We start from the raw sequence: 20,765 nt of genomic DNA on the forward strand, positions 1-20,765 counted from the left end.
CGGCGGAGCGGATGGCGACCAACGGCGATGCGCGGCGCGGCAACGGGGCCGACACACCCGGCGATCGGGCGGAGAGCCGCGAGATCGTGCTTTCCGTGCGCGACGTTACCGTCGCGTTCGGGGACAACGTCGTTCTCGACAAGCTTTCGCTTGACGTCTATCGCGGCGAGATTCTCGGTTTCGTCGGCGCTTCCGGCACCGGAAAGTCCGTGTTGCTGCGCACCGTGCTCGGGCTGACGCCGAAGCGTTCGGGGAAAGTCTCGCTGTTCGGGGTCGATCTCGACGAGGCGACCGACGAGCAAAGAATGCTGATCGACATGCGAATCGGGGTACTTTTCCAGCATGGCGCGCTGTTTTCAGCGCTTAGCGTGATGGAGAACATCCAAGTTCCGATGCGGGAATATCTCGACCTGCCCAGGAAGTTGATGGACGAGCTGGCCATGCTTAAGCTCGAATTGGTCGGACTGCCGCCGGATGCCGCGCAGAAATTTCCTTCCGAGCTTTCCGGCGGCATGATCAAGCGCGCGGCGCTTGCCCGCGCGCTGGCGCTCGACCCCGACATCGTCTTTCTCGACGAGCCGACATCCGGCCTCGATCCGATCGGGGCCGCCGATTTCGACGAGCTCGTCGCCAAGCTCCGCGACACGATGGGTCTCACCGTCTACATGGTGACGCACGACCTCGACAGCCTGTTCTCCGTCTGCGACCGCATCGCGGTGCTCGGCAAGAAGCGGGTTCTGGTGCAGGGCGACATAAACTACATGATGCAGGTCGATGAGCCCTGGGTGAAATCCTATTTCCGTGGCAAGCGGGCGCGGCAGATCGATCTTTCGGCGAGAGGCTAGCGGCGAATGGAAACAAGAGCCAACTACGTCGTTGTCGGCATATTCACGCTTCTGGCCGTGCTTGCCGCCTTCGGCTTCGTTTACTGGACGGCCGGCGTTGGCGAACGGGGCGAAGTCACGACCTTGCGGGTGCGCATTCCGGGCTCGGCATCGGGCCTCGGGCGCGGCAGCGTCGTGCTGTTCAACGGCGTCAGGGTGGGCGACGTCCGCCGTGTCTTCATCGACGTCTCCAACCCGACCGTCGCCATCGCCGACACGGAGGTCGACCGCCTGACGCCGATCACGCAATCGACGCAGGCCGATGTCGGCCTCGCGGGCCTCACCGGGCAGGCGAATATCGAGCTGCGCGGCGGTGATCTTTCCGAGCCCAACCTGCTCGACCAGGCCGAGGCGGAGGACAGAATCGCCGAGATCACCGCAAATCCGTCGGCCGTGACCAACCTCCTGCAAACGGCGCAGACCATTTTCCGGCGCGCCGACGCCGTGCTCACCGAGCTCGAGGGCTTCGCCCATGACGCGCGCGGGCCGCTCACCGAAACCGTGCGCAACGTCGAGCAGTTCTCGCAGGCGTTGGGCCGCAATGCCGAGGGCATCGACAAGTTCCTGGAAAGCGTGACGTCGATGTCGCAGACGCTTTCCGGCGTGTCGGGTCAGCTCGAATCGACGCTCGCCTCGGCCGAGGAACTGCTCAACTCGGTCGATCGCGACCAGGTCAGGCAGATCGTCTCCAATGTCGAGCAGTTCACCAAACGGATCGACGACGCCAGCGCGGGGCTCGAGCAGATCATGAGCGGGGTCGACACGGCCGTCACCTCCATCTCGCAGTTCTCGACTTCCGCCAACGAGACGCTCTCCAAGCTCGACCGTGTGATCGACGGTGTGGATCCGGCCGCGGTGCGTACCGCGCTGACGAATTTCGAGCAGGCGAGCGTGAGCGTGAACGCGGCCGCCAACGACGTGACGAAGGTGACCTCGAAATTCGGCGAGCGCGCGGAGGACATCGACAAGATCATCACCGACGCGCAACAGCTCACTTCGCGGCTGAACCAGGCGTCCACGCGGGTCGACGGCATTCTTGCCGGGGTGGACAATCTTCTCGGCTCCGGCGAGGCGGAAGGGGTGATGGCCGACGCGAGCGAGACGCTGAAGGCGTTCCGCCAGGTCGCCGACACGCTGAATTCGCGCCTTGCGACGATCACCGACGGGCTGGCGCGGTTTTCGGGGCAAGGGCTTCGCGACGTGGATTCGCTCGTTCAGGACCCCCGCCGGTCGATCACGCGCATAGAGCAGGCCATCACGGATCTGGAGCGAAACCCGCAGCGCATTCTTTCCGGCGGCGCGGGAGAGGTGAGGCAGTTCGACGGACGCGCGCGGCGTTGACATCCTGCCGTGCAACCGCAAGAAGTTAAGGAGCGTTGACACACGCTTCGCATACGGTGCTGTAGGGGATGCAGACTGTGAAATTTGATCGCGTTTTGAAGGCCTGCACGCTTGCGGCATTTTTATCGGGTTGCGCGGCGCTGCCGGGTGGAGGTCCAGCCCCGCTCGACACCTACGACCTGACGGCCGCCTTTCCACAGGCCGAAGGCCCGCGCCGTTCGAATACGCAGATCCTGATCGCGGAGCCCTCGGCGCTGAAGTCGCTCGACAGCGAGAACATCGTCATCAAGACCTCGCCGGCCGCGATCGAATATCTGAAGGGCGCGCAGTGGGCCGACCGGCTCCCGCGCGTCGTGCAGGCGCGGCTGGTGGAAGCGTTTCAGGCTTCGGGGCGCGTGGGCGGCGTAGGACAGCCGGGCGAGGGGTTGGCGATCGACTATCAGGTGGTCACGACGATCCGCTCCTTCGAGGTGCGCGTTGACGGTACGCCCCGCGCCGAGGTCGAGCTCTTCGTCAGGCTCCTCAACGACCGCAACGGCGTCGTGCGCGCGTCGCGCAGCATCACCCAGTCGGTGCCCGTCGGCGGCGCCGGTAACGATGCCTATGTGAGGGCGCTGGATGCGGCCTTCGCCGGCGCTGCGGCCGAAATCGTCGCCTGGAGCCTTTCCTCGATCTGATCCGCGGCCGGCCACTGGCCGCTCAACCGGAAAACCTGCCACGCCCACGCGCCGGACGTGCTTGCACCGTCCTGCGAAGCGTTTCCGGAACTGCCTCGATGAACGCCTGAAACGAAAAAAGGGCGGGAATGATCCCGCCCTTCCTGGGTTATCGGCGTATGCCTGACTGCTAGCGGAGCCGTCCGCTGGCATGCGCGAGCATGGTGTAGACCTTGCCGGTGTCGGACGTGAGGTAGGTCTGCGTCATCATGTTGTCGCGATCGGTACGGGCGACGTCCTCGAGCAGTTTCTCGAAATCCTGGCAGTAACGATCCACGGCAGCGCGGAACTCGCCGTCGGACTGATACTTGCGACGGATCTCGTCGAAGGTCTGCTGACCCTTCAGCGTATAGAGCCGACGGGTGAAGATGTTGCGCTCACCACGGCGGTAGCGGCTCCACAGCTCGATCGACGCTTCGTGGTCGATCGCGCGTGCGATGTCGACCGAAAGCGAGTTGAGCGATTCGACCACGTGGAGCGGCGACCGGTCGTTCTCCGACTTGCGGCCCGCCGGCGCGGACTGTGCCTCGTCGCGCGAGGCGCCGCGAAGCAGGTCGCGCACCCATCCGCCACCGGCCGGGGCAGGGGCAGCAGGAGCGGGCGAGGCCGAAGCCGGACGATCGGCCGTCAGGGTTCCGCGCAGCGGCGTGTCCGCCGCCGGGCGCCGTTCGGACAGCGTCGGCGCGGGTGGTGGCGACAGCGGGAGGCGCTGCTCGGCGACCGGTGTGGGAGCGGGCTTTGCCGGCTTGCGGTCGGACGCGTCGAACGCGCGACCGGATTTCGCAACGATATCCGCCAGTTCCTTGAGAGCGTTGATCTGCTCGCTCACCGCGCGGCGCATAGCCGTGGTCGACTGCTTCGTCTCTTCCGGCAGGTCCATCACGCCCTTCTTCAACTCGGCGCGTGTCTGCTCCAGTTCGGAACGGATCGAGCCGGCCGTCTTGCGCATCTCGGCGGTCGCGTCGGCGAAGCGCTGCGTCGCCGCCTCGACCACCTCGGAGATCGAGGTGCGGATCTGCTCGGTGGAGGTGCGGGTACGGCCTTCGGCCTTTTCCAGCGCACGACCCACGAGGCCCTCGAACGAGCGCATGACGCGTTCGATGTCCTCCGACTTCTTGACGAGGCCGACGGCCAGCTCCTCGAGGGCCGCCTGGCGGCCGTCGAGCGTCGCCGAAAGGTTGCTCTGCGCCGAGCCGAGCAAGTCGGACGCGGACGAAAGAACCTTGCTGTGGTCCTCGAAGCGGTTGGCGATGGAGGCGATGTCCTTCAGCGTCGCCGAGGAAAGCTCCGTCAGCTTGCCCGCGTTCGAGTCGATCAGGCGCGCCGAGCTGGCGAAGGACTGCGCGGCCTTCTCCGTGGTCTTGGCGAAGCTCTGCGTGGTGTCGGCCAGCTTCTCGTCGAGGCCGGAGAGGTTCTGCGTCGCCATGTCGACGAGCTCGCCGAGCCTGGAGTTCGACGCCGACAACCGGTCGATGAGGTCGCTGACGCCGGCCGAAAGGCTGGTCTGCGCCTTGTCCACCGCGCTGAGCGTCTCGGCGGTGCGGCTGGCGAGCGCATTGACGAAGGCGGCGTTCTGCGAACGCAGCTTTTCCGTCGCGCGCTGGGTCGCTTCGTCCAGGCTCTTCTGCAACTCGCCGCCGCTCTCCGAAAAGCGCTCGACCAGCGGTCGGGCGGTCTCGTCGAGGATTTTGGCGATTTCGGAAGAGCGCGCCGCCAGCAGTTCGTTGAGCTGCCGGGTCTTCTCGTCGATGGTCGCCGACGCGCTGCTGGTGGACTGGCCGATGCGCTCGTTGACCGAGGCGAAGGTGTCGGCAACCGCGTTCGCGCGGTCGACGAGATGCGCCTCGACCTGCGCGACCTTGTCGTGCAGGCGGTCGCCGATGGCGTCGGTACCCTGCACGAGCCGCTGTTCGGCCTGGGCGAGGTGACCCTCGATCTGCGCGGTGACGTTCGCCGCGCCGTCCGCCAGGCGACGGTCGACATTGGCGAGCGATTCCGCGATTGCCCGGGCCCGCGCGTCGAGTTCGGAGGAGGTCTGGTGCGTACGCGCCATGATCCGCTGGTCGGCGTCCTCGAAGGTGCGCGCGAGTTCGGCGGCACGCTCCGCGAGGCGCTGGTCGGTCCCGTCGAGCGAGGCCGCCACGTCGCCGATCCGGGCGGCAAGCGCGTTCGCGGTCTCTTCGACGCGTTCGCCCAGCTTGCGATCCGCCTCGTCGAACGCCGACGAGATCTCGCCGGCTCGGTAGGCCAGGGCCTGCGAAATTTCGTCGGCCTTGGTTGCGAGCACCTGGCCGGTCTCGGCCGTGCGGGCTGAGAGGATGCGGTCGGCCTGCTCGAACGCCGAGGTCACGCCTTCGGCGCGCGCGGCGAGCGACTGTGCGATGTCATCTGCACGGGCCGCCAGGGAGGCTCCCGTCTCTTCCGCACGCGATGCCAGCAGCCGGTCGGCCTGGTCGAGCGCGTTGGCGAAGTCGCCGGCGCGCTCGGCGAGCGTCCTGTCGGCGCGATCGAACACGGCCGAGATCTCGCCGGTGCGCTGGCCGAGCATTTCCGCGGTCAGTTCCGCGCGCTCGGCGACCTTGCGGTCCGCGTCGACGATGGCCTTGCCGGCTTCCTCGCCGAGCGACGAGGTGACTTCGAGCACCTTGTCGCGCAGCGAGCCCGCGATGACCACGGCGCTGCTTTCCAGCGCGTGGCGCACATTGTCGACGCCGGTGCGCAGGGCGCCTTCCATGGTCCGCGTGCGCTCCTCGATGATGCCGCTCTGGCGGGCGAAGGCGTCGTCGACCTTGGAGATGTCGTCCGAGATCGCGTTGCTGACACGCTCCACGCCGGAGGCGAGGGCGTTCTCGATGGCGCTGGTGCGTTCCTCGATAAGCCCGCCATGACGCGCGAACGCCTCGTCGATACGGTGGATGTCGGAGGAAATCGCGCTGCCGATGCGCTCCACGCCGGAGTTCAGCGCGATCTGGATCTCGCGGGTGCGCTCCTCGATGACGCCGCTCTGCCGGGCAAACGCGTCGTCGACCTTGGAGATGTCGGCGGAGATCGCGTTGCTGACGCGCTCCACGCCGGAGGCGAGGGCGTTCTCGATGGCGCTGGTGCGTTCCTCGATCAGCCCGTTGTGGCGGGTGAAAGCCTCGTCGATCTTCGAAATGTCGTCCGAGATCGCGCCGGCGACGCGCTCCACGCCGCTATTGAGCGCGAGCTCGATCGCGCGGGTGCCCTCGGTGATGGTTCCGCCGTGGCGGGTGAAGGCCTCGTCGATCTTGGAGATGTCGTCCGAGATCGCGCCGGCGACCCGTTCGACGCCGCTGTTGAGCGCGAGCTCGATCGCACGGGTGCCTTCGGTGATGGTTCCGCCGTGGCGGGTGAAGGCTTCCTCGACCTTGACGATGTCGTAGGAGATCGCCGAGGTGAGTTCGGCCTGTCGATCGTTCAGCGACTGCATGTGGCGCATGAACGTGTCGTCGAGGCCGGCGCGGGTTTCGTTGAGCCTTGCCAGATCCTCCTCGAGAACGGTGGACAGCCGCGTGCGGCCTTCCGTCAACTTCTCGACGTGGCTTTGGACCGCCTGATCGACGGCCTCGCGCGTGTCGGCGAGCTTGCGCAGGTCATCCTCGAGCGCGCTTGCCATCAGGTTGCGGCCTTCGGCCATGCGCTCGACATGGCTGGTGATGGCGGTGTCCATGTTCTGGCGGGTTTCCGCGAGCCTCTGGAGATCGCTCTCGAGCGCATCGGCGATGAGGTCGCGTCCGCCGGCGAGTCGCGCGGCGAAGTCCGAGCCGCGCGTTTCCAGCATGTTGGAGGTCGACAGGACCAGCTCGGCCATTTCGGAGCCGATGCGCGCCTTGCCCTCGTCGATGAGCGAGGAGATGCTGCGCTTTCCTTCGGTGAAGGTCTCCGCGATCTCGCGCGAGCGCTCGACCAGCGTCTCGTTGATCTGGCGAGCGCGCGCCTCGAGCGCGGCGTTGAGCTTCTGCGTGCCGGTGTCGAGCGCCTGCGCCCGCGTCTCGAACTCGCCGATGAGGGCCTGGCCGCGCTCGCGCAGCGTCGCCTCGATCCCGGCCAGCCGGGTGTCGAACTCGTGGGTCAGAGAGCTGGTTGCGCCGCCGAGCAGCGAAACCATGCCGGTGGTGCGCTCGTCGAGCAGCTGCGACAGCGAGCGCGTCGCCTCGTCGGTGCTCTCCGTCAGCTTGGCTATGCGCGTGTCGAGCAGGCTGGCGAACGCCTCGCCGGAGGTCGTGATCCGGTCGGAGATGGCGTCGAGGCGCTGGTCGATGGCGTCGTACATCGACATTCCGCTGTCATTGATCCGGTCGACCAGGCTGGCGCCGGAATCGCCGATGGCGGAAGTCAGCTTGGAAGATGCGCCGAGAATGTTCTGGCGAATGATGTCGCTCGCGGAATCGAGCTCGTCCTTGAGCGTCTCGTGCGCGCCGGCGATCGATGAGCGCACGCGCTCGGCGTGGCTGACGACGGCTTCGCGCTCCGAGCCGAGGCCGTCGACGAGGGCGCGGATGCGGCTCTCGTTCTGCGAATAGGCGCGTTCGAGTTCGTTGACCTCGGTGTGGACGAGCGTTTCCAGTTCCACGGCGCGCGCGAGCGTGCGCTCGATGCCTTCGCCCATGGCCTGGACTTCGCGGCGCACGGCATGGCCGACCATCATCACGCGGTCGGTCGCGATGTTCTCGGGCTCCGCCAGCCGGAAGGCCAGTTCCGTCATCGACTGCGCGGCGAGGCGCATTTCCTGCGCGCGGCGGATCATCACCGCGAAGGCCCAGAACAGGATGAGCGGAACGACGATCGCGACCATGAGGCCGAGCGCTTGCGGCGTGGCGAGGATTTCGCCGATGCCGCGCCCGGCGGCGCGGTCGGCGCCGAACAGCATGTTGGCGACGGCGAGGCCGCCGGCGATCCAAGCGGCCGAAAGCAGCGCCACCATCCAGTAGACGGTGCCCGGGGTGCGGCGGGTCATCGCCATCTGCAGCGAGCGGAAATCCTTCTGGCGGTCGTCATTGGCCGGCGCGAAGGCAGAGGGCTGGGCCGAGCCGGCAGCCGTCTCGACGGGCTTCAACTCGGCGACACGCTTCGTCTCGCCGGTGCTCTTCGTCTCGGCGAGCTTTTCGGGTTCGGAGAGCTTTTCAGGGGCGGCGGCTTCCGGACCGGCTGCGGGCTGCTCGTCCTCGGCCTTCTTCTCCGCCTTGCCGTCCGCTGCCTGTGTCGCGGCGGCCGCGGCAACCGCGCCGGCACCGGCGATCAGGCTGACATCCTCGGCCTCGGTGCGGCTGTTGCGGGCCAGTTCTTCCGCCGCCTGCGAAATCTGGGCCTCGAAATCCGCCATCGAGCTGGCGATGTCCAGCCCGTCCGGGTCGCTTTCGTCGTCTACGAAGAGATCGATGTCCAGCGCGTCCTCAAGTTCCTTGGCAACGTCGCTGTCCAGGCTCTTGTTGGTTGTAGCTTTACTCGCCATGCCGCTCATACCCTGTACATTTACTAATTATTGGCGGGCTTGCCGTCGCCGACCCCTCGTGCCCGCGTTTCGAGGCCCATTTCGGGCCATTCGTATCGTACTGGGACACGGCGCCAAAGGGAACCGGGATTTCCGCACATGTGTAAAACTTTAAACATAGGGTTAACGCGCGAATACGAAAGACGAATTTTCCGCATGCGGCGCCGAATTCCGGCGGTACGGGCCCGTTTCGTTAACCGCTTGTGCACGCCGCCCGCCTATCCTGAAGGCCGGAGAGGCGGGAATTTGCGGAATGTCTGAAAAGCGCGATGAAGGTATGGCGTTTGATCGACCGGGCGGCGAAAGCTGCGGGTCGTCCGGAACGCGGGCGATCGATCTGGCGCATCTGGCCCGGCAGACGCTCAACGATCGCGCCATCGAGCAGGAGGTGCTCGACATGTTCGTGCACCAGTTGGTGACGATCAAGGCGCGCATCGTGGAGGCGACGAGCGAGGAACGGCAGGCGCTCGCCCACGGGCTGAAAGGGGCGGCGCGCGGCATTGGCGCCTTCGCCGTCGCCGACTGCGCCGGACTGATCGAGGCCCGTCCCGACGACCAGACCCTTCCGCCCCGACTGAACGTCCTGATCGACGAGGTTCGCGACTTCATCGCCGCCATCAGCCGCTGAACATCGCGAGCTCGGCCCTTCGAGTGGGACAGCATGGTTGACTTGCCTTGGCGAGTGGTTATCTCTGCCTCGCGAAATCCCCATATTAAGTTCCGGACAGCGGCCGGAGATTCCCCCCGAAGGCAAATGGAATGACCAAGATCACCTATATCGCGTTTGACGGCACGCGTTTCGACATCGACGCGGAAAACGGCTCGACCGTGATGGAAAACGCCATCCGCAATTCCGTTCCCGGAATCGAGGCGGAATGCGGCGGCGCCTGCGCCTGCGCCACCTGCCACGTCTATGTCGACGAAGCCTGGACCGATGTGGTCGGCGAGCCCGAGGCGATGGAGGAGGACATGCTCGACTTCGCCTATGAGGTGAAGCCGAATTCGCGGCTTTCCTGCCAGATCAAGGTCCGCGACGAGCTCGACGGCCTCGTCGTCAGCATCCCCGAGCGACAGGGCTAGTTCGCGAACTCGCAAATCCAATCGAAATGGTGTGACGGCCGGGCGCTTTTGGTTATTGTCGGCCCATGGATGAGATCGCCAGAACCGACGTCGTCATCATCGGAGCCGGCCCCGTCGGCCTCTTCGCCGTCTTCGAGCTTGGTCTCTACGACCTGAAATGCCACCTGATCGACATTCTCGATCGGCCCGGCGGGCAGTGCGCCGAACTCTATCCCGACAAGCCGATCTACGACATTCCCGGCTATCCGGTGATCGGCGCGCAGGAACTCGTCGATCGGTTGATGGAGCAGATCAAGCCCTTCAATCCGCAATTCACCTTCAACCGGATGGTCTCGGGCCTCGAAAGGCGCGAGGACGGCACGTTCCGCTTGACGACCGACGAGGGCGAGGTGGTCGAGGCGAAGGTGGTGGTGATCGCCGCCGGCGGCGGCTCCTTCCAGCCGAAACGCCCTCCCATCCCTGGAATCGAACCGTTCGAGGGCGACAGCGTCTTCTACTCGGTGCGCCGCCGCGAGGATTTTCGCGACCATGACGTGCTGATCGTCGGCGGCGGCGATTCCGCGCTCGACTGGACGCTCAACCTGCAGCCGATCGCCAGCAGCGTCACGCTGGTGCACCGGCGCCCCGAATTCCGCGCCGCTCCCGACAGCGTCAACAAGATGTACGCGCTTCAGGAGATGAAGAAGCTGGAATTCCATGTCGGGCAGGTGACCGGCTTGAAGGGACGGGACGGCAGGCTGGAGGCCGCGACGGTCAAGGGTTCCGACGGCGAGTTCGACGTCGCCTGCACCAGGCTCCTGCCGTTCTTCGGCCTGACGATGAAGCTCGGACCGGTCGCCGAATGGGGGCTGAACCTGCACGAAAACCTCATTCCCGTCGACACGGAGAAGTTCGAGACCTCGGTGCCGGGCATCTTCGCGATCGGCGATATAAACTGGTATCCGGGCAAGCTGAAGCTCATCCTTTCGGGCTTCCATGAAGCCGCGCTGATGACGCAGGCGGCGAAACGGATCGTCAGCCCTCAGGAGAGGGTGGTGTTCCAGTACACCACGTCGTCGACCAGCCTTCAAAAGAAGCTCGGCGTCTCCTGAGGAGCTTTCTCAGCCGGGAATACGGCCGGCCTCGATCTGCTCGAGCCGGTAGCGCAGCAGCCGCAGAAGGCGGCTCTCGAAATTTATCCCCTCGACCCGGTCGAACTCCTCCTGGGCGCGGTCGTGCTGGGCCAGGATGCGCTCGCTGAGGTCCTTCGCCTTCTGCGCGGCGACCTCGCAACTGCGCTGGTTGCGGATGTGGTGCAGGGCTTCCTCGAGCTCGCGGGCGTGGTTCTTGGCGATGATGACGTGGCTTTCCTCGTGGCGCTTGATATCCGAGGAGAGCGTGTCCCAGATGAGCCTCGTGTCCTGGTCAGAGCCCTTGCGCCTGTTCCAGCGCGGCAGGATCATGTTCGCCTTGACCGTCACCTTCGCATCCATGACGCTGCATCGCCCGTTGCGCTCGCCATAGCTGACGCGCGTGGTGAACTCCATGCGGGTCGCGCCGGGGTGACGCTTGCCCGACGACTGGACGGACGGTCCGCGGCGGTCGAGCTCCTTCTCGATTTCCTCGAGTGTTTTGCCGCCTATTGAGAAATAGGTGTAAGTCTTTGAAACGCTTGCGCTATATGCCGGAGGCGCAAGCAGTGCCAAGACCATGGCGGCGAGAAAAGCTGTCTTCATCAGGTACCTCTTCGGGGCACACTGCGCCAGCCTGATCGGTGAAGCAATGGCGCCCGCCCGGTAAAGAAGTTCGGAACGGCTCTTTTCGCCCGGGCGTTGCCAAATGAGCGCAGTCCGGATTCCCGGTTGATTTTGCGCCTTCGCCGCCGCAAAAGAAATTCAAAATATCGGAAAGCTCCGTCGATGTTCGAACCCACCCTTTGGCCGTTGGCGCATGGCCGTGAAATCGAGATCGGCGCGCGCGCCGTCGTCATGGGCGTGTTGAACGTGACGCCCGACAGTTTCTCCGACGGCGGCCGGTTTTCCGAGACCGAAACGGCATTGGCGCAGGCGGAAAGGATGATCGGCGAGGGGGCCGCGATCATCGATGTCGGCGGGGAGTCGACGCGACCGGGCGCGGCCCCGGTCACGCTGGAGGAAGAACAGCGCCGCATCCTGCCGATCATCGAGGCCCTTGCCCGCCGCGGCGATGCGGTCATTTCCGTCGACACCTATCGCGAGGAGACGGCGCGGCGCGCGGTCGAGGCCGGGGCGCATATCGTCAACGACGTCTGGGGCCTTCAGCGCGAGCCGGCGATCGCCCGCCTCGCCGCCGAGACCGGCGCGGGGCTGGTGGTGATGCATACGGGGCGCGAGCGCGACAAGCTGCCCGACGTGATCGACGACCAGCTTTCCTTTCTTCAGCGCTCTCTGGAAATCGCCGCGGAGGCGGGCGTCGAAAGAAAACGCATCCTGCTCGATCCGGGCTTCGGCTTTGCCAAGGAGACCATGGAGGAAAATCTCGATCTGATGGCGCGGTTCTTCGAGCTCCGCTCACTCGGCTATCCCTGGCTCGTCGGCACGTCGCGCAAGCGTTTCATCGGTCAGGTCACCGACCGCCCAGCCGGCCAGCGTGACATCGGCACGGCGGCGACGAGCATGATCCTGCGGTTGCAGGGAGCGGCGATCTTCCGCGTCCACGACGTGGCGACGAACATGGACGCCCTGCGCTTTGCCGACGCCATGATCGCGCGCGGACTGACCGCGCGGGGCACGTCATGACGGCGATCGAAACCAGCGCCTTTCTCGGGCTTGGAGGCAATATCGGCGATCCCGCGACGGCAATGGCGGCGGCGCTTTCGGCTATCGACAAAAGCCCGGACGCACGGGTGGCGCGCGTCTCGCCGCTCTACCGCACGCCGCCCTGGGGAAAGACCGACCAGCCGGATTTCCTGAATGCCGTCGCCGAGTTGCGCACGACGCTTTCGGCGCGCGAATTGCTGGAACTCTGCCTCGATACCGAGCGCGTCCTGAAGCGCGTGCGGAACGAACGCTGGGGGCCGCGTGTCATCGACATGGACATTCTCGTCTTCGGTAAGGAAATCATCGACGAACCGGGCCTCCAGATCCCGCATCCGCGAATGCTCGACCGCGCTTTCGTGCTGGCGCCGCTGGCGGATGTCGCGCCCGACCTGGAGATCGAGGGAAGGACGGTGAGCGAGCATCTCGCCGCGCTCGATCTCGCCGGAATAACGCGGATCGACGGCGATCCGAATTGGTGGCGGAACGTCTGACCGGAGCCTGCGGTCACGCCGAACATCTGACAAATGGGATTATGCAGCAGCAATATCCATTTGTTTCTGCATGAATTTTCTCCCAGGATACGCCAGAGAAGCTCGGGCGATCCTATCGGGCAGCCTTTCCCTCTTCCGCGCCGCGCATGACCTCGGCTGCCTGTTCGTTGCCGGCACGGCCGGTCTGGCGCGGTGGCGCGAGCGGCGTCGGCACCGGCTGATTGCCCTGCAGGAGCGCGGTGCCGGCATAGATGCCGCCGGCCACCTGCAGTTCCAGCCTCTCCGCGTCGCGCCGGCGCACCTCGTCCATGAGGTCGATCGCCTCCTCCTCGGGAACACCGAGCTTGAGCAGCGTCTTCTTGCCGAAGACGATGGCCGATTCCACCGTCTCGCGGATCTGATAGTCGACGCCGGCATTGATGAGGTCGAGTGCCGCGCCGCGGTCGAAGGCGCGGGCGAGCACCTTGGTCAGCGGAAACTCGGTCTTGACGAGCTGCGCGATCCTGAGTGCCGTTTCCGGCTTGTCGACGCAGATCAGCACCGCCTCGGCATTGCCGGCGCCCGCCGCATGGAGGATGTCGAGCCGCCTTCCATCGCCGTAATAGACCTTGAAGCCGAAATCCGCGGCCGCCTGGATCATCTCGACATCGTCGTCGATGATCGAGACGTCAACGCCGCGCAGGAGCAGCGGCTGCGACGCGATCTGGCCGAAGCGGCCGAAGCCGATGATCAGCACGCTTCCCGTCAGCCCGTCCGCGACTTCCACGCCGTCGAGCGACTGGCTCGGCGCCGGTGTAAGCCGCTTCAGCGCCATGATCGCGAACGGCGTCAGCACCATCGATATGATCACGGTCGAAGTGAAGATCGCGTTGGTCGGCCCGTCGATCAGGCCGACACTCGCGGCGGTGGAATAGAGGACGAAGGCGAATTCGCCGCCCTGCGCCATCAGGACAGCGCGTTCCAGCGCCTCCCGGTGACCGGTCCTGAGCAATCTTGCGATCGCGTAGATGCCGATGCCCTTCATTACCATGAAAGCGACGACGGCAACCGCGATAAGCCCCGCATTCTCCGCGATCACCGAGAGGTCCAGCGCCATGCCGACGCCGAGGAAGAACAGCCCCAGCAGGATGCCCCGGAAAGGCTCGATGTCGGCTTCGAGCTGATGGCGGAAGGTGCTTTCGGAAAGAAGCACGCCTGCGAGGAAGGCTCCCATCGCCATCGACAGGCCGCCGAGCTGCATGGCGAGCGCCGATCCGAGGACGACGAGCAATGCCGCCGCGGTCATCACCTCGCGGGCGCCGGACTGGGCGAGAATGCCGAACATCGGATTGAGGAGGAAGCGTCCGACGAGAACGAGGCCGGCGACGGAGCCCAGCGCTATCCCGATGCTCGCCCAACGTGCCGCGGCGCTGACATCCTCGGTCCCATGGGCAATGAAGGCGACGAAGGCGAGCAGCGGGACGATCGCAAGATCCTCCAGCAGCAGGATCGAGACGATGCGCTGGCCCTTCGGCGTGGAAAGCTCGCCGCGCTCGTTGAGAATCTGGAAGACGATCGCGGTGGACGTCAGCACGAAGCCCATGCCGAAGACGAAGGCCACGGCCGCCGGATAGCCGAGCAGCATGCCGATGCCTGTGAGCAGCGCGCCGCAGGTGGCGACCTGGAGCGCGCCGAGGCCGAGGATTTCACGCCGCAGGCCCCATAGGCGGGAAGGCTGCATTTCGAGCCCGATCACGAACAGGAACATGACCACGCCGAGCTCGGCGACGCCGATTATGGTCTCGGGATCGCTGAAGAGGCCGAAGCCGAAAGGTCCGATGACGAGCCCTGCGGCCAGATAGCCGAGCACGGAATCGAGCCCGAACCGCTTGAACAACGGTACCGCGACCACGCCCGCCGAAAGCAGGGCCACCACCGGAACGAGGTCCACACCGTGCGCCGCTTCGCCTGCCATCTTCGTTTCTCCGTCCGGGCCCCGCTGTCCCGATTGCTATCTTTAGAGCATTTGCGGTGTTGTGAAATGACGGATTATCTCAGGAATGCACGCGCGCATACCAGCGGAAGCTGATCGAGGGCGGTGTTGCCGGCGATGAGGGCGGCCCGCGGGAGACTATTGCCTTGCGATGGCACCGACGGCGCTGGAATCCACGCGCTTCAGGTTCATGCCGATGACGGGAACCATCTGATCGTCGACCTTCACGGAGACGGTGACGTGCATGGTGTTGTCGTCGGGCAGGCGGGCGAGCATGGCGCCGTCGAGCTGGTTGCGGTTGAGCGTCAGGATGACCTTTCTGCCGGAGACATTGCCGCCGACGACATCGAGGCCCTTGCCGACCGCGCCGTCCATGAAGGTTCCGCGATAGCCCTGCTTGCCCTTGTGTTCGACGCTTGCGGCCATCTTCTGCGTGAACAGGCCGACACGGCAGCCGCCTTCCAGCGACATGCCGATCTTGCCGTCCGGCGTCGCGCCGGTGAAATTGCAGACGAACTTGGTGCCCTTGTACTTGCCGGCGACGATCTCGCCCGGGCCCGACCATGCCCCGGTAACGGAGCTGAAGAACTTCTTGTCCTTCTCGGAGGCGCTCGCGGAGCCGGCGGCCCCGAAGGTCATGGCTGCGGCCGCAGCCAGCGGCAAGATTGCGGACAGGAAGGCGCGAGCCATCATGAGAACACCCAGAAACCGGAGATACGGAAAACAGCGTGGCAAATCATCGCCATGAATGGTTAATGCTTCGTCAACTTTCCGCCCGATCCCCAGCCGCGAGAATGGGCAAGTCGACTTTTCCGTGCAAGCTCAATCTTTGGAATCGGCCGCCGTCTGGCCCTTTTTGCGCGCAAAGCGGGTAAGGGCGGCGAGGAAATCGCTCATGCCGGGTCGCCTGAGCGCGCTGAACGGCATCGGCCGGACCGTTTCCATGGCGGCAACGCCGATTCGCGCCGTCATCATGCCGTTGACCACGCCTTCGCCGAGCTTCGCCGAGAGCCGTGCCGCAAGCCCTTGCCCGACCAGCTGGTGCACCAGTTCGTCGCCCGCGGCGATCGCGCCGGTGACGGCGAGATGCGCGAGCACGTCGCGCGTCAGCCGGATGAAGCCGAGCGTGCCCGGTCGGGCGCCGTAGAGCTCGGCGAGCCGGCGGATCAGCCTTCCCGCCTCGAACAGCACGTAGGCGAGATCGACGAGCGCGCGCGGGCTTACCGCGGTCACCACCGATACGCGCTTGGCGGCATCCAGGATCAGCACCTGCGCCCTCGCGTCGAGCGGGCCGAGGAGTTCGGTCTCGGCGAGGCGAATGAGGTCGGCGCCGTCGATGATGTCGTTCTCGATATCGGCGAGTGTCCGCCTGCCGGCGGCCGTTTCCGGCTTCGTCGAGACGAGATCCGTCAGGTCGCGCACGACATTGCGCGCCGCCTTGGTGTCGTCGCGCTCGAGCGCGTCGAGCGCCCGCCCATGCAGCTTTTCCACCGAGGCGAGCCTGAAAAGCCCGGCAAGCTCGCGCACGAGGATGGCGAGGAATGCGATGGCTGCCACGGCGGCGACACCGGTCGCCAGCCAGCCGAGCCAGTCGGAGCGCGAGAACAGGTCGCGGATGAGGCGGTCGGTCCAGAGACCCACGGCAAGCGTGACCAGAATGCCGAGCGCACCCAGGAAGATCGCGCCGATCCGCGAGCGTCGCCGCGGCGGGCTTGCCGGCGGCGGCTCGGCGAGAGCCGTGTCCGGCTCGTCGAAGACGTCGACCTCCGCGGGGACGACGACGGCCATATCCGCGCTCTTCACGGCGCGTGGCCGGCGTGGCGCTTCGGGCTCGGGCCTAGGTTCCGGCTTTTTCTCCGGCTCGATGCGGAAGGCGGCGGGTTTTCGCGGTGCGGTCATGCGAGGCGGTCTCCGAGCAGGAATTGCAATGCGCGGTCGAGCCTGATGTGGGGCATGGAGAGCGTCACGCCTTCCGCCGTGCGTTCCAGCTTGGGCGGGCGGAAGCGGACGAATCGTATCGCGGGTTCGATCGCCCTGGCGGCGTCGCCTTCCGCAGGCTGATGAAAAAGGAGATCAACATCTTTTGGCAAGTCACCGGGAAATATAGCAGTTTCGGTTTCGCCATCGAAAGTCTCGTCGCCGATCCTTTCGCCCTTGAGCGGTGTGCCGATGATCACCGGCAGCGTCTCTCGACCCTGCTTGACCGTGCCCTCGCGCGTCGCCCGGATCGCCGCCATCGCCAGCACGTCGACGCTCGCACCGGTGAAGCTCGCGCGCTCGACCGCGCGATCCGTCAGCCGCCTGACGATCGCCTGGAGCCTGTCGTGGCTTTCATGATGGATATGGTCGGCCTTGGTCGCCGCGATCAGGATGCGGTCGATGCGGCGCGAGAAGAGGTTGGTCAGGATGCCGTCCCTGCCGGCGCGGAAGCAGGCGAGGATTTCCGTCACGGCGCGTTCGAGGTCGGCGACGGCCGCCGGTCCGGCGTTCAGCGCCTGCATCGCGTCGATCAGGACGATCTGGCGGTCGAGCCGGGCGACATGCTCGCGGAAGAAGGGTTTGACGACATGCGTCTTGTAGGCCTCGTAGCGCCGCTCCATCATCGCCCGCAGCGAACCGGGCCTCGAGCGCTCCTCTTCGAGGTTCGGAAGCGGCGCGAAGGTGAGGGCGGGCGAGCCGTCGAGGTCGCCGGGCATGAGGAACCGCCCCGGCGGCAGCGTGGAAAGCGCGCGCTCGTCGTCCTTGCAGGCCCTGAGATAGCGCGTGAAGGCCTCGGCGAGGCTGCGTGCGGTCATTTCGTCGGCATCCGCGTCAGGGTCGGCCGCTTCGGCGAGGTGGCGCCATTCCTCAGAAAGATCGGCCCGCACCGGCAGCAGCGAGAGCTCGTGCGCGTCGCGTGAGAACTCGGCATAGTCCTTGCCGAGCAGTGGCAGGTCGAGGAGCCACTCGCCGGGATAGTCGACGATGTCGAGCGAGAGACGGCCACGCGAGAACAGTCTGCCCCAGCCGGACGCCGATTCGAAGTCGATGGTCAGCCGCAGCTCCGATATGGCGCGTGTCGAATCCGGCCAGACGCGCTCCTTCACCAGCGCGGCGACATGGTCCTCGTACTGGAAGCGCGGCACGGCGTCGTCGGGCTGGTGCTCGAGATAGGCCTTGGCGATACGTCCGCTCTTTTGCGCCTCGAACATGGGCAGGCGCCCGCCATGGATCAGATTATGGACGAGGGAGGAGATGAAGACGGTCTTGCCGGCGCGCGAGAGGCCGGTTACGCCGAGGCGCAGGGACGGTGAGACGAGATCCGTCGCGCGGCCCGTAAGCGTGTCGAGCGCGATGCGCGCCTCGTCGCCGAAAGTCGTCAATCCCGCCAAATGCATGCTCCTGCGCTGTTGCCGGACCGATATAGGGTCTCGCCGCCGGCAATGAAACGGCGGGCGTTCAAAGATCGCGCGGCGTCAAGAAGGCTTCAAGATAGCCGTCTTCCGGCGAAACGTGGGAAAGCGGCGTCGAAAAGCGGATAACGGCGAGGCCGGAGGTTGGAAAACCACCCGCCACCGTCTCCAGCGCTGCCGTCTCGCCGTCGCTCGAAAGCGCCGCCGCCAGATCCTCCATCATCGGATTGTGGCCGACGACCAGCAGGGAAGCGACGTCGCCGGAAGCGCGGATTATATCGAGATAGCCGGCCGAATCCGTGCTGTAGAGCTCGTCGGTGTATTCGATCGTCTCGGTGGGCAGGTGGCGCGCCACCGCCTGCCAGGTTTCCCGCGCCCGCTTCGCGCTCGAGCAGAGGACTTTATGGGGAACGTAACCGCTCAGCACCATCGAGGCGCCGATCATATCGGCGTCGGCCTGACCCGACGGGTCGAGCGGCCTGTCGAAATCGCGTGTGCCGGGCTGCGCCCATTTGGCCTTGGCGTGGCGAAGGAGGTAAAGCCGGGTCATCGTGTTTCCCCTCTCGGCCCGGCCGCGACGTTGCTCGCAGGCCTTTGGTCAAGGATTTAGCGGGCTCGGGCGCGGCGCGCAAGAAGAGCGGGGCGCGGTGGAAAATACACGCGCGCCGATTGTGCGCGGGATCTGCATTTGGTTCAGACTTCGATGGATTTCCTTGCACTTAGCGGCAGTGAAACCTTCCGCAACGTAATGTGAGCGGGCGGTTTGACATTCACGTGAAGGGGTTAGCCTTTGCGCTTGTGCGACCCGAAAGCGGCGAATATATAGGCGCCCGGGTATCTGTTTTGGGGTGAGTCGAATGACCGAATTCATTGAGGCCGATTACGTACCCTCCGAGGACGAGCCGTTCATGAACGAACGACAGAAGTCCTACTTCCGCGCCAAGCTCGTCGCATGGAAGAACGACATACTGCGCGAGGCGCGCGAGACCCTTGAAATTCTGCAGCAGGAAAACGCCAACCATCCGGACCTGGCCGACCGGGCGTCTTCGGAAACCGACCGCGCTATCGAGTTGAGGGCAAGGGATCGGCAGCGCAAGCTGATTGCCAAGATCGACGCGGCCCTGCAGAGGATCGAGGATGGAACGTACGGATATTGCGAAGAGACCGGCGAGCCGATCGCGCTCAAACGGCTGGACGCGCGACCGATCGCGACGCTGTCGATAGAGGCGCAGGAGCGCCACGAGCGCCGCGAGAAAGTCTATCGCGACGATTGAACGACGACTGAAGCTTGATGGCGGCCCGGAGCCGCCTTTTTTGTCTGCGGCATTTCGCAGGGCCCGCGGCCCACGAGGCTGCACGTGCTGGCGGAGCGGATCACAGGACGCGCCCGCCTTGGTCGGGCATCCCGGGATGCCGGCTTCCGCCAGGCACCACGTTCGGTTTTCAGCGATTGTGACCGGAGAGCTCGTTGAGCAGCCTGCTCATCTCCTCGTCGAGGGAATCTTCTTCGCTGGCTGCCTCCTCGGTGGCCGTCTGCTTCGTCCTGTCGCTTTCAAGCGTGACCTCGAGCTCCTCGAGCAGCGCCTCGTTGAGGTCCGGCTCGTCGATCCCATGCTCCTCGCTCGCGGCGGGTTCGATCTCGACGGGCCGTTCCGGCTCGATGATGCCGTTCGGCTGAGCAAGCGCGCTTCCCGCCGCAATGGCGGCAGGGGCGGCGATGGTCGGCGCCAGGGATTGGGGTCGAGGCGCGGGCTGCGCCTCCTGTTGCGCCGGAGGCTGTGGAACCGGCGCGGCCGGTCGCAACTCGCGCTGAAACTCGAATTTAGGGGGGACGATGGGCTCCGGCCGGCGCTCCGGCTCGCTGCGGGGCGTTGGCGCGGCTGCGGTGGGCTCGGCCGCCGGCGTGGCTGCGTTCTGCTGGCTCGGCGCCGCGGGTTGCGGAATGGGCGCAACCGGATGCGCGGCCGTCGGCTGCGGTTCGCGAGCGGGTTGGCGCGGCGGCGTCGCGGCTTGGCTCGGGGAGGGAGAAGACGGGGCGGACACCGGCTGCGCTCGCTGGCGCAGGTCCGGTGATGCGGTGGTTGCGTGCTCGTGGTCGCGAAACTCGTCGATCGCAGGGCGTCTTGCCGGCGGCAAGAGGCGGATGTTCTGCTCGACCACCACGTCGCTCGGCCCGCCTATGAGGATGAGGTGCTCGACGTCGTCGCGGCGCACGAGGACGAGGCGGCGATGGCTGTCGACCGCCGTTGCGTCCATCACGGCGAGCCGCGCCTTGCGGTTGCGTCCGCCGGCCACGAAGGTGCCGAAGGTAAGGCTGCGCGCAATTCGGATGATGATGAGCAGGACCAGGAGCGCGATGAGCGCCACCACGGTCCACATCAGCGCGGAGGCGTATTCGGCCCCCGCCACGCTTTCAAGCCACCCGCGCATCTCTCGAACTCCCTGAAAATCCCCGGCCGTCGTCTTGTTGTCGGATTTAAACTAGCGGCGGCCGCGCATGGCCGCAAGCTGCGGGCGAAGCCGGTTTTCAACGTCGTCGTGGCGTCATTTGCCGCGAAGCTTGAGCGAAACCTGCGGACAGTGTCCTCTCGGGGCCATCC

Annotated in this window: 17 protein-coding genes; 9 read left to right on the plus strand and 8 right to left on the minus strand. The window is 65.8% G+C overall.

Annotated features, from left to right (window positions below):
• The first annotated feature begins 11 nt into the window (after positions 1 to 11).
• From XW59_RS15490 to XW59_RS15500, 3 genes are all read left to right on the plus strand, one after another.
• Complete coding sequence (locus XW59_RS15490) at positions 12 to 845, plus strand: ABC transporter ATP-binding protein (RefSeq protein WP_047146372.1); 834 nt, start codon at positions 12 to 14, stop codon at positions 843 to 845.
• A gap of 6 nt (positions 846 to 851) precedes the next feature.
• Positions 852 to 2,225 carry an MlaD family protein gene (locus XW59_RS15495; protein WP_137327035.1) on the plus strand — a complete coding sequence of 458 codons (1,374 nt, stop codon included), beginning with the start codon at positions 852 to 854 and terminating at the stop codon, positions 2,223 to 2,225.
• A gap of 77 nt (positions 2,226 to 2,302) precedes the next feature.
• Positions 2,303 to 2,902, plus strand: a complete 600-nt coding sequence (locus XW59_RS15500) for an ABC-type transport auxiliary lipoprotein family protein (RefSeq protein WP_246666104.1) — start codon at positions 2,303 to 2,305, stop codon at positions 2,900 to 2,902.
• 169 nt (positions 2,903 to 3,071) lie between these two features.
• Here the strand turns inward: XW59_RS15500 and XW59_RS15505 are convergent, their stop codons facing one another.
• Entirely contained in the window at positions 3,072 to 8,414 is a 5,343-nt protein-coding gene (locus XW59_RS15505) for a hypothetical protein (RefSeq protein ID WP_047146371.1), read from the minus strand.
• Between the two features lie 292 nt (positions 8,415 to 8,706).
• Between XW59_RS15505 and XW59_RS15510 the strand changes: the two genes are divergently transcribed.
• The 3 genes from XW59_RS15510 (at position 8,707) to XW59_RS15520 (ending at position 10,624) form a co-directional block, all read left to right on the plus strand.
• Positions 8,707 to 9,081, plus strand: a complete 375-nt coding sequence (locus XW59_RS15510; protein ID WP_047146184.1) for an Hpt domain-containing protein — start codon at positions 8,707 to 8,709, stop codon at positions 9,079 to 9,081.
• A 131-nt stretch (positions 9,082 to 9,212) separates the two neighbouring features.
• Complete coding sequence (locus XW59_RS15515; RefSeq protein WP_047146183.1) at positions 9,213 to 9,533, plus strand: 2Fe-2S iron-sulfur cluster-binding protein; 321 nt, start codon at positions 9,213 to 9,215, stop codon at positions 9,531 to 9,533.
• A 65-nt stretch (positions 9,534 to 9,598) separates the two neighbouring features.
• Positions 9,599 to 10,624: an NAD(P)/FAD-dependent oxidoreductase gene (locus tag XW59_RS15520; protein WP_047146182.1), complete on the plus strand. Its 1,026-nt coding sequence runs from the start codon at positions 9,599 to 9,601 to the stop codon at positions 10,622 to 10,624.
• Between the two features lie 9 nt (positions 10,625 to 10,633).
• On the opposite strand, the gene XW59_RS15525 is transcribed toward XW59_RS15520, so the two are convergent.
• Positions 10,634 to 11,248, minus strand: a complete 615-nt coding sequence (locus XW59_RS15525) for a DUF922 domain-containing protein (protein WP_047146181.1) — start codon at positions 11,246 to 11,248, stop codon at positions 10,634 to 10,636.
• Positions 11,249 to 11,431: 183 nt separating this feature from the next.
• Between XW59_RS15525 and folP the strand changes: the two genes are divergently transcribed.
• Positions 11,432 to 12,289, plus strand: a complete 858-nt coding sequence (gene folP / locus XW59_RS15530; protein ID WP_047146180.1) for a dihydropteroate synthase — start codon at positions 11,432 to 11,434, stop codon at positions 12,287 to 12,289.
• Positions 12,286 to 12,801, plus strand: coding sequence for a 2-amino-4-hydroxy-6-hydroxymethyldihydropteridine diphosphokinase (gene folK / locus XW59_RS15535; RefSeq protein WP_047146179.1), 516 nt, complete (start codon positions 12,286 to 12,288; stop codon positions 12,799 to 12,801). The genes folP and folK overlap by 4 nt, the downstream gene beginning before the upstream one ends.
• A gap of 112 nt (positions 12,802 to 12,913) precedes the next feature.
• Here folK and XW59_RS15540 read toward each other — a convergent pair whose 3' ends face one another.
• The 5 genes from XW59_RS15540 to XW59_RS15560 all read right to left on the minus strand — a co-directional run bounded on the left by XW59_RS15540 (position 12,914) and on the right by XW59_RS15560 (position 18,715).
• Positions 12,914 to 14,755 carry a monovalent cation:proton antiporter-2 (CPA2) family protein gene (locus XW59_RS15540; RefSeq protein ID WP_047146178.1) on the minus strand — a complete coding sequence of 614 codons (1,842 nt, stop codon included), beginning with the start codon at positions 14,753 to 14,755 and terminating at the stop codon, positions 12,914 to 12,916.
• 156 nt (positions 14,756 to 14,911) lie between these two features.
• Positions 14,912 to 15,463, minus strand: a complete 552-nt coding sequence (locus XW59_RS15545; protein ID WP_047146370.1) for a hypothetical protein — start codon at positions 15,461 to 15,463, stop codon at positions 14,912 to 14,914.
• A 132-nt stretch (positions 15,464 to 15,595) separates the two neighbouring features.
• A complete protein-coding gene (locus XW59_RS15550; RefSeq protein ID WP_047146177.1) occupies positions 15,596 to 16,672 on the minus strand; it encodes a TIGR01620 family protein in 1,077 nt (358 codons plus the stop codon).
• A complete protein-coding gene (locus tag XW59_RS15555; protein ID WP_246666105.1) occupies positions 16,669 to 18,144 on the minus strand; it encodes a YcjX family protein in 1,476 nt (491 codons plus the stop codon). Before XW59_RS15555 ends, XW59_RS15550 begins: the two co-directional genes overlap by 4 nt.
• 67 nt (positions 18,145 to 18,211) lie before the next feature.
• Entirely contained in the window at positions 18,212 to 18,715 is a 504-nt protein-coding gene (locus XW59_RS15560) for a histidine phosphatase family protein (protein WP_047146175.1), read from the minus strand.
• Between the two features lie 307 nt (positions 18,716 to 19,022).
• Between XW59_RS15560 and dksA the strand changes: the two genes are divergently transcribed.
• On the plus strand, positions 19,023 to 19,439 hold the full coding sequence (gene dksA, locus XW59_RS15565) for an RNA polymerase-binding protein DksA (RefSeq protein ID WP_047146174.1): 417 nt from the start codon (positions 19,023 to 19,025) through the stop codon (positions 19,437 to 19,439).
• Positions 19,440 to 19,608: 169 nt separating this feature from the next.
• Here dksA and XW59_RS15570 read toward each other — a convergent pair whose 3' ends face one another.
• A complete protein-coding gene (locus XW59_RS15570) occupies positions 19,609 to 20,595 on the minus strand; it encodes a flagellar biosynthetic protein FliO (protein WP_137327036.1) in 987 nt (328 codons plus the stop codon).
• Positions 20,596 to 20,765: the final 170 nt, after the last annotated feature.

The organism is Aquamicrobium sp. LC103 (assembly GCF_001014615.2).
Lineage (GTDB): Bacteria > Pseudomonadota > Alphaproteobacteria > Rhizobiales > Rhizobiaceae > LBCQ02.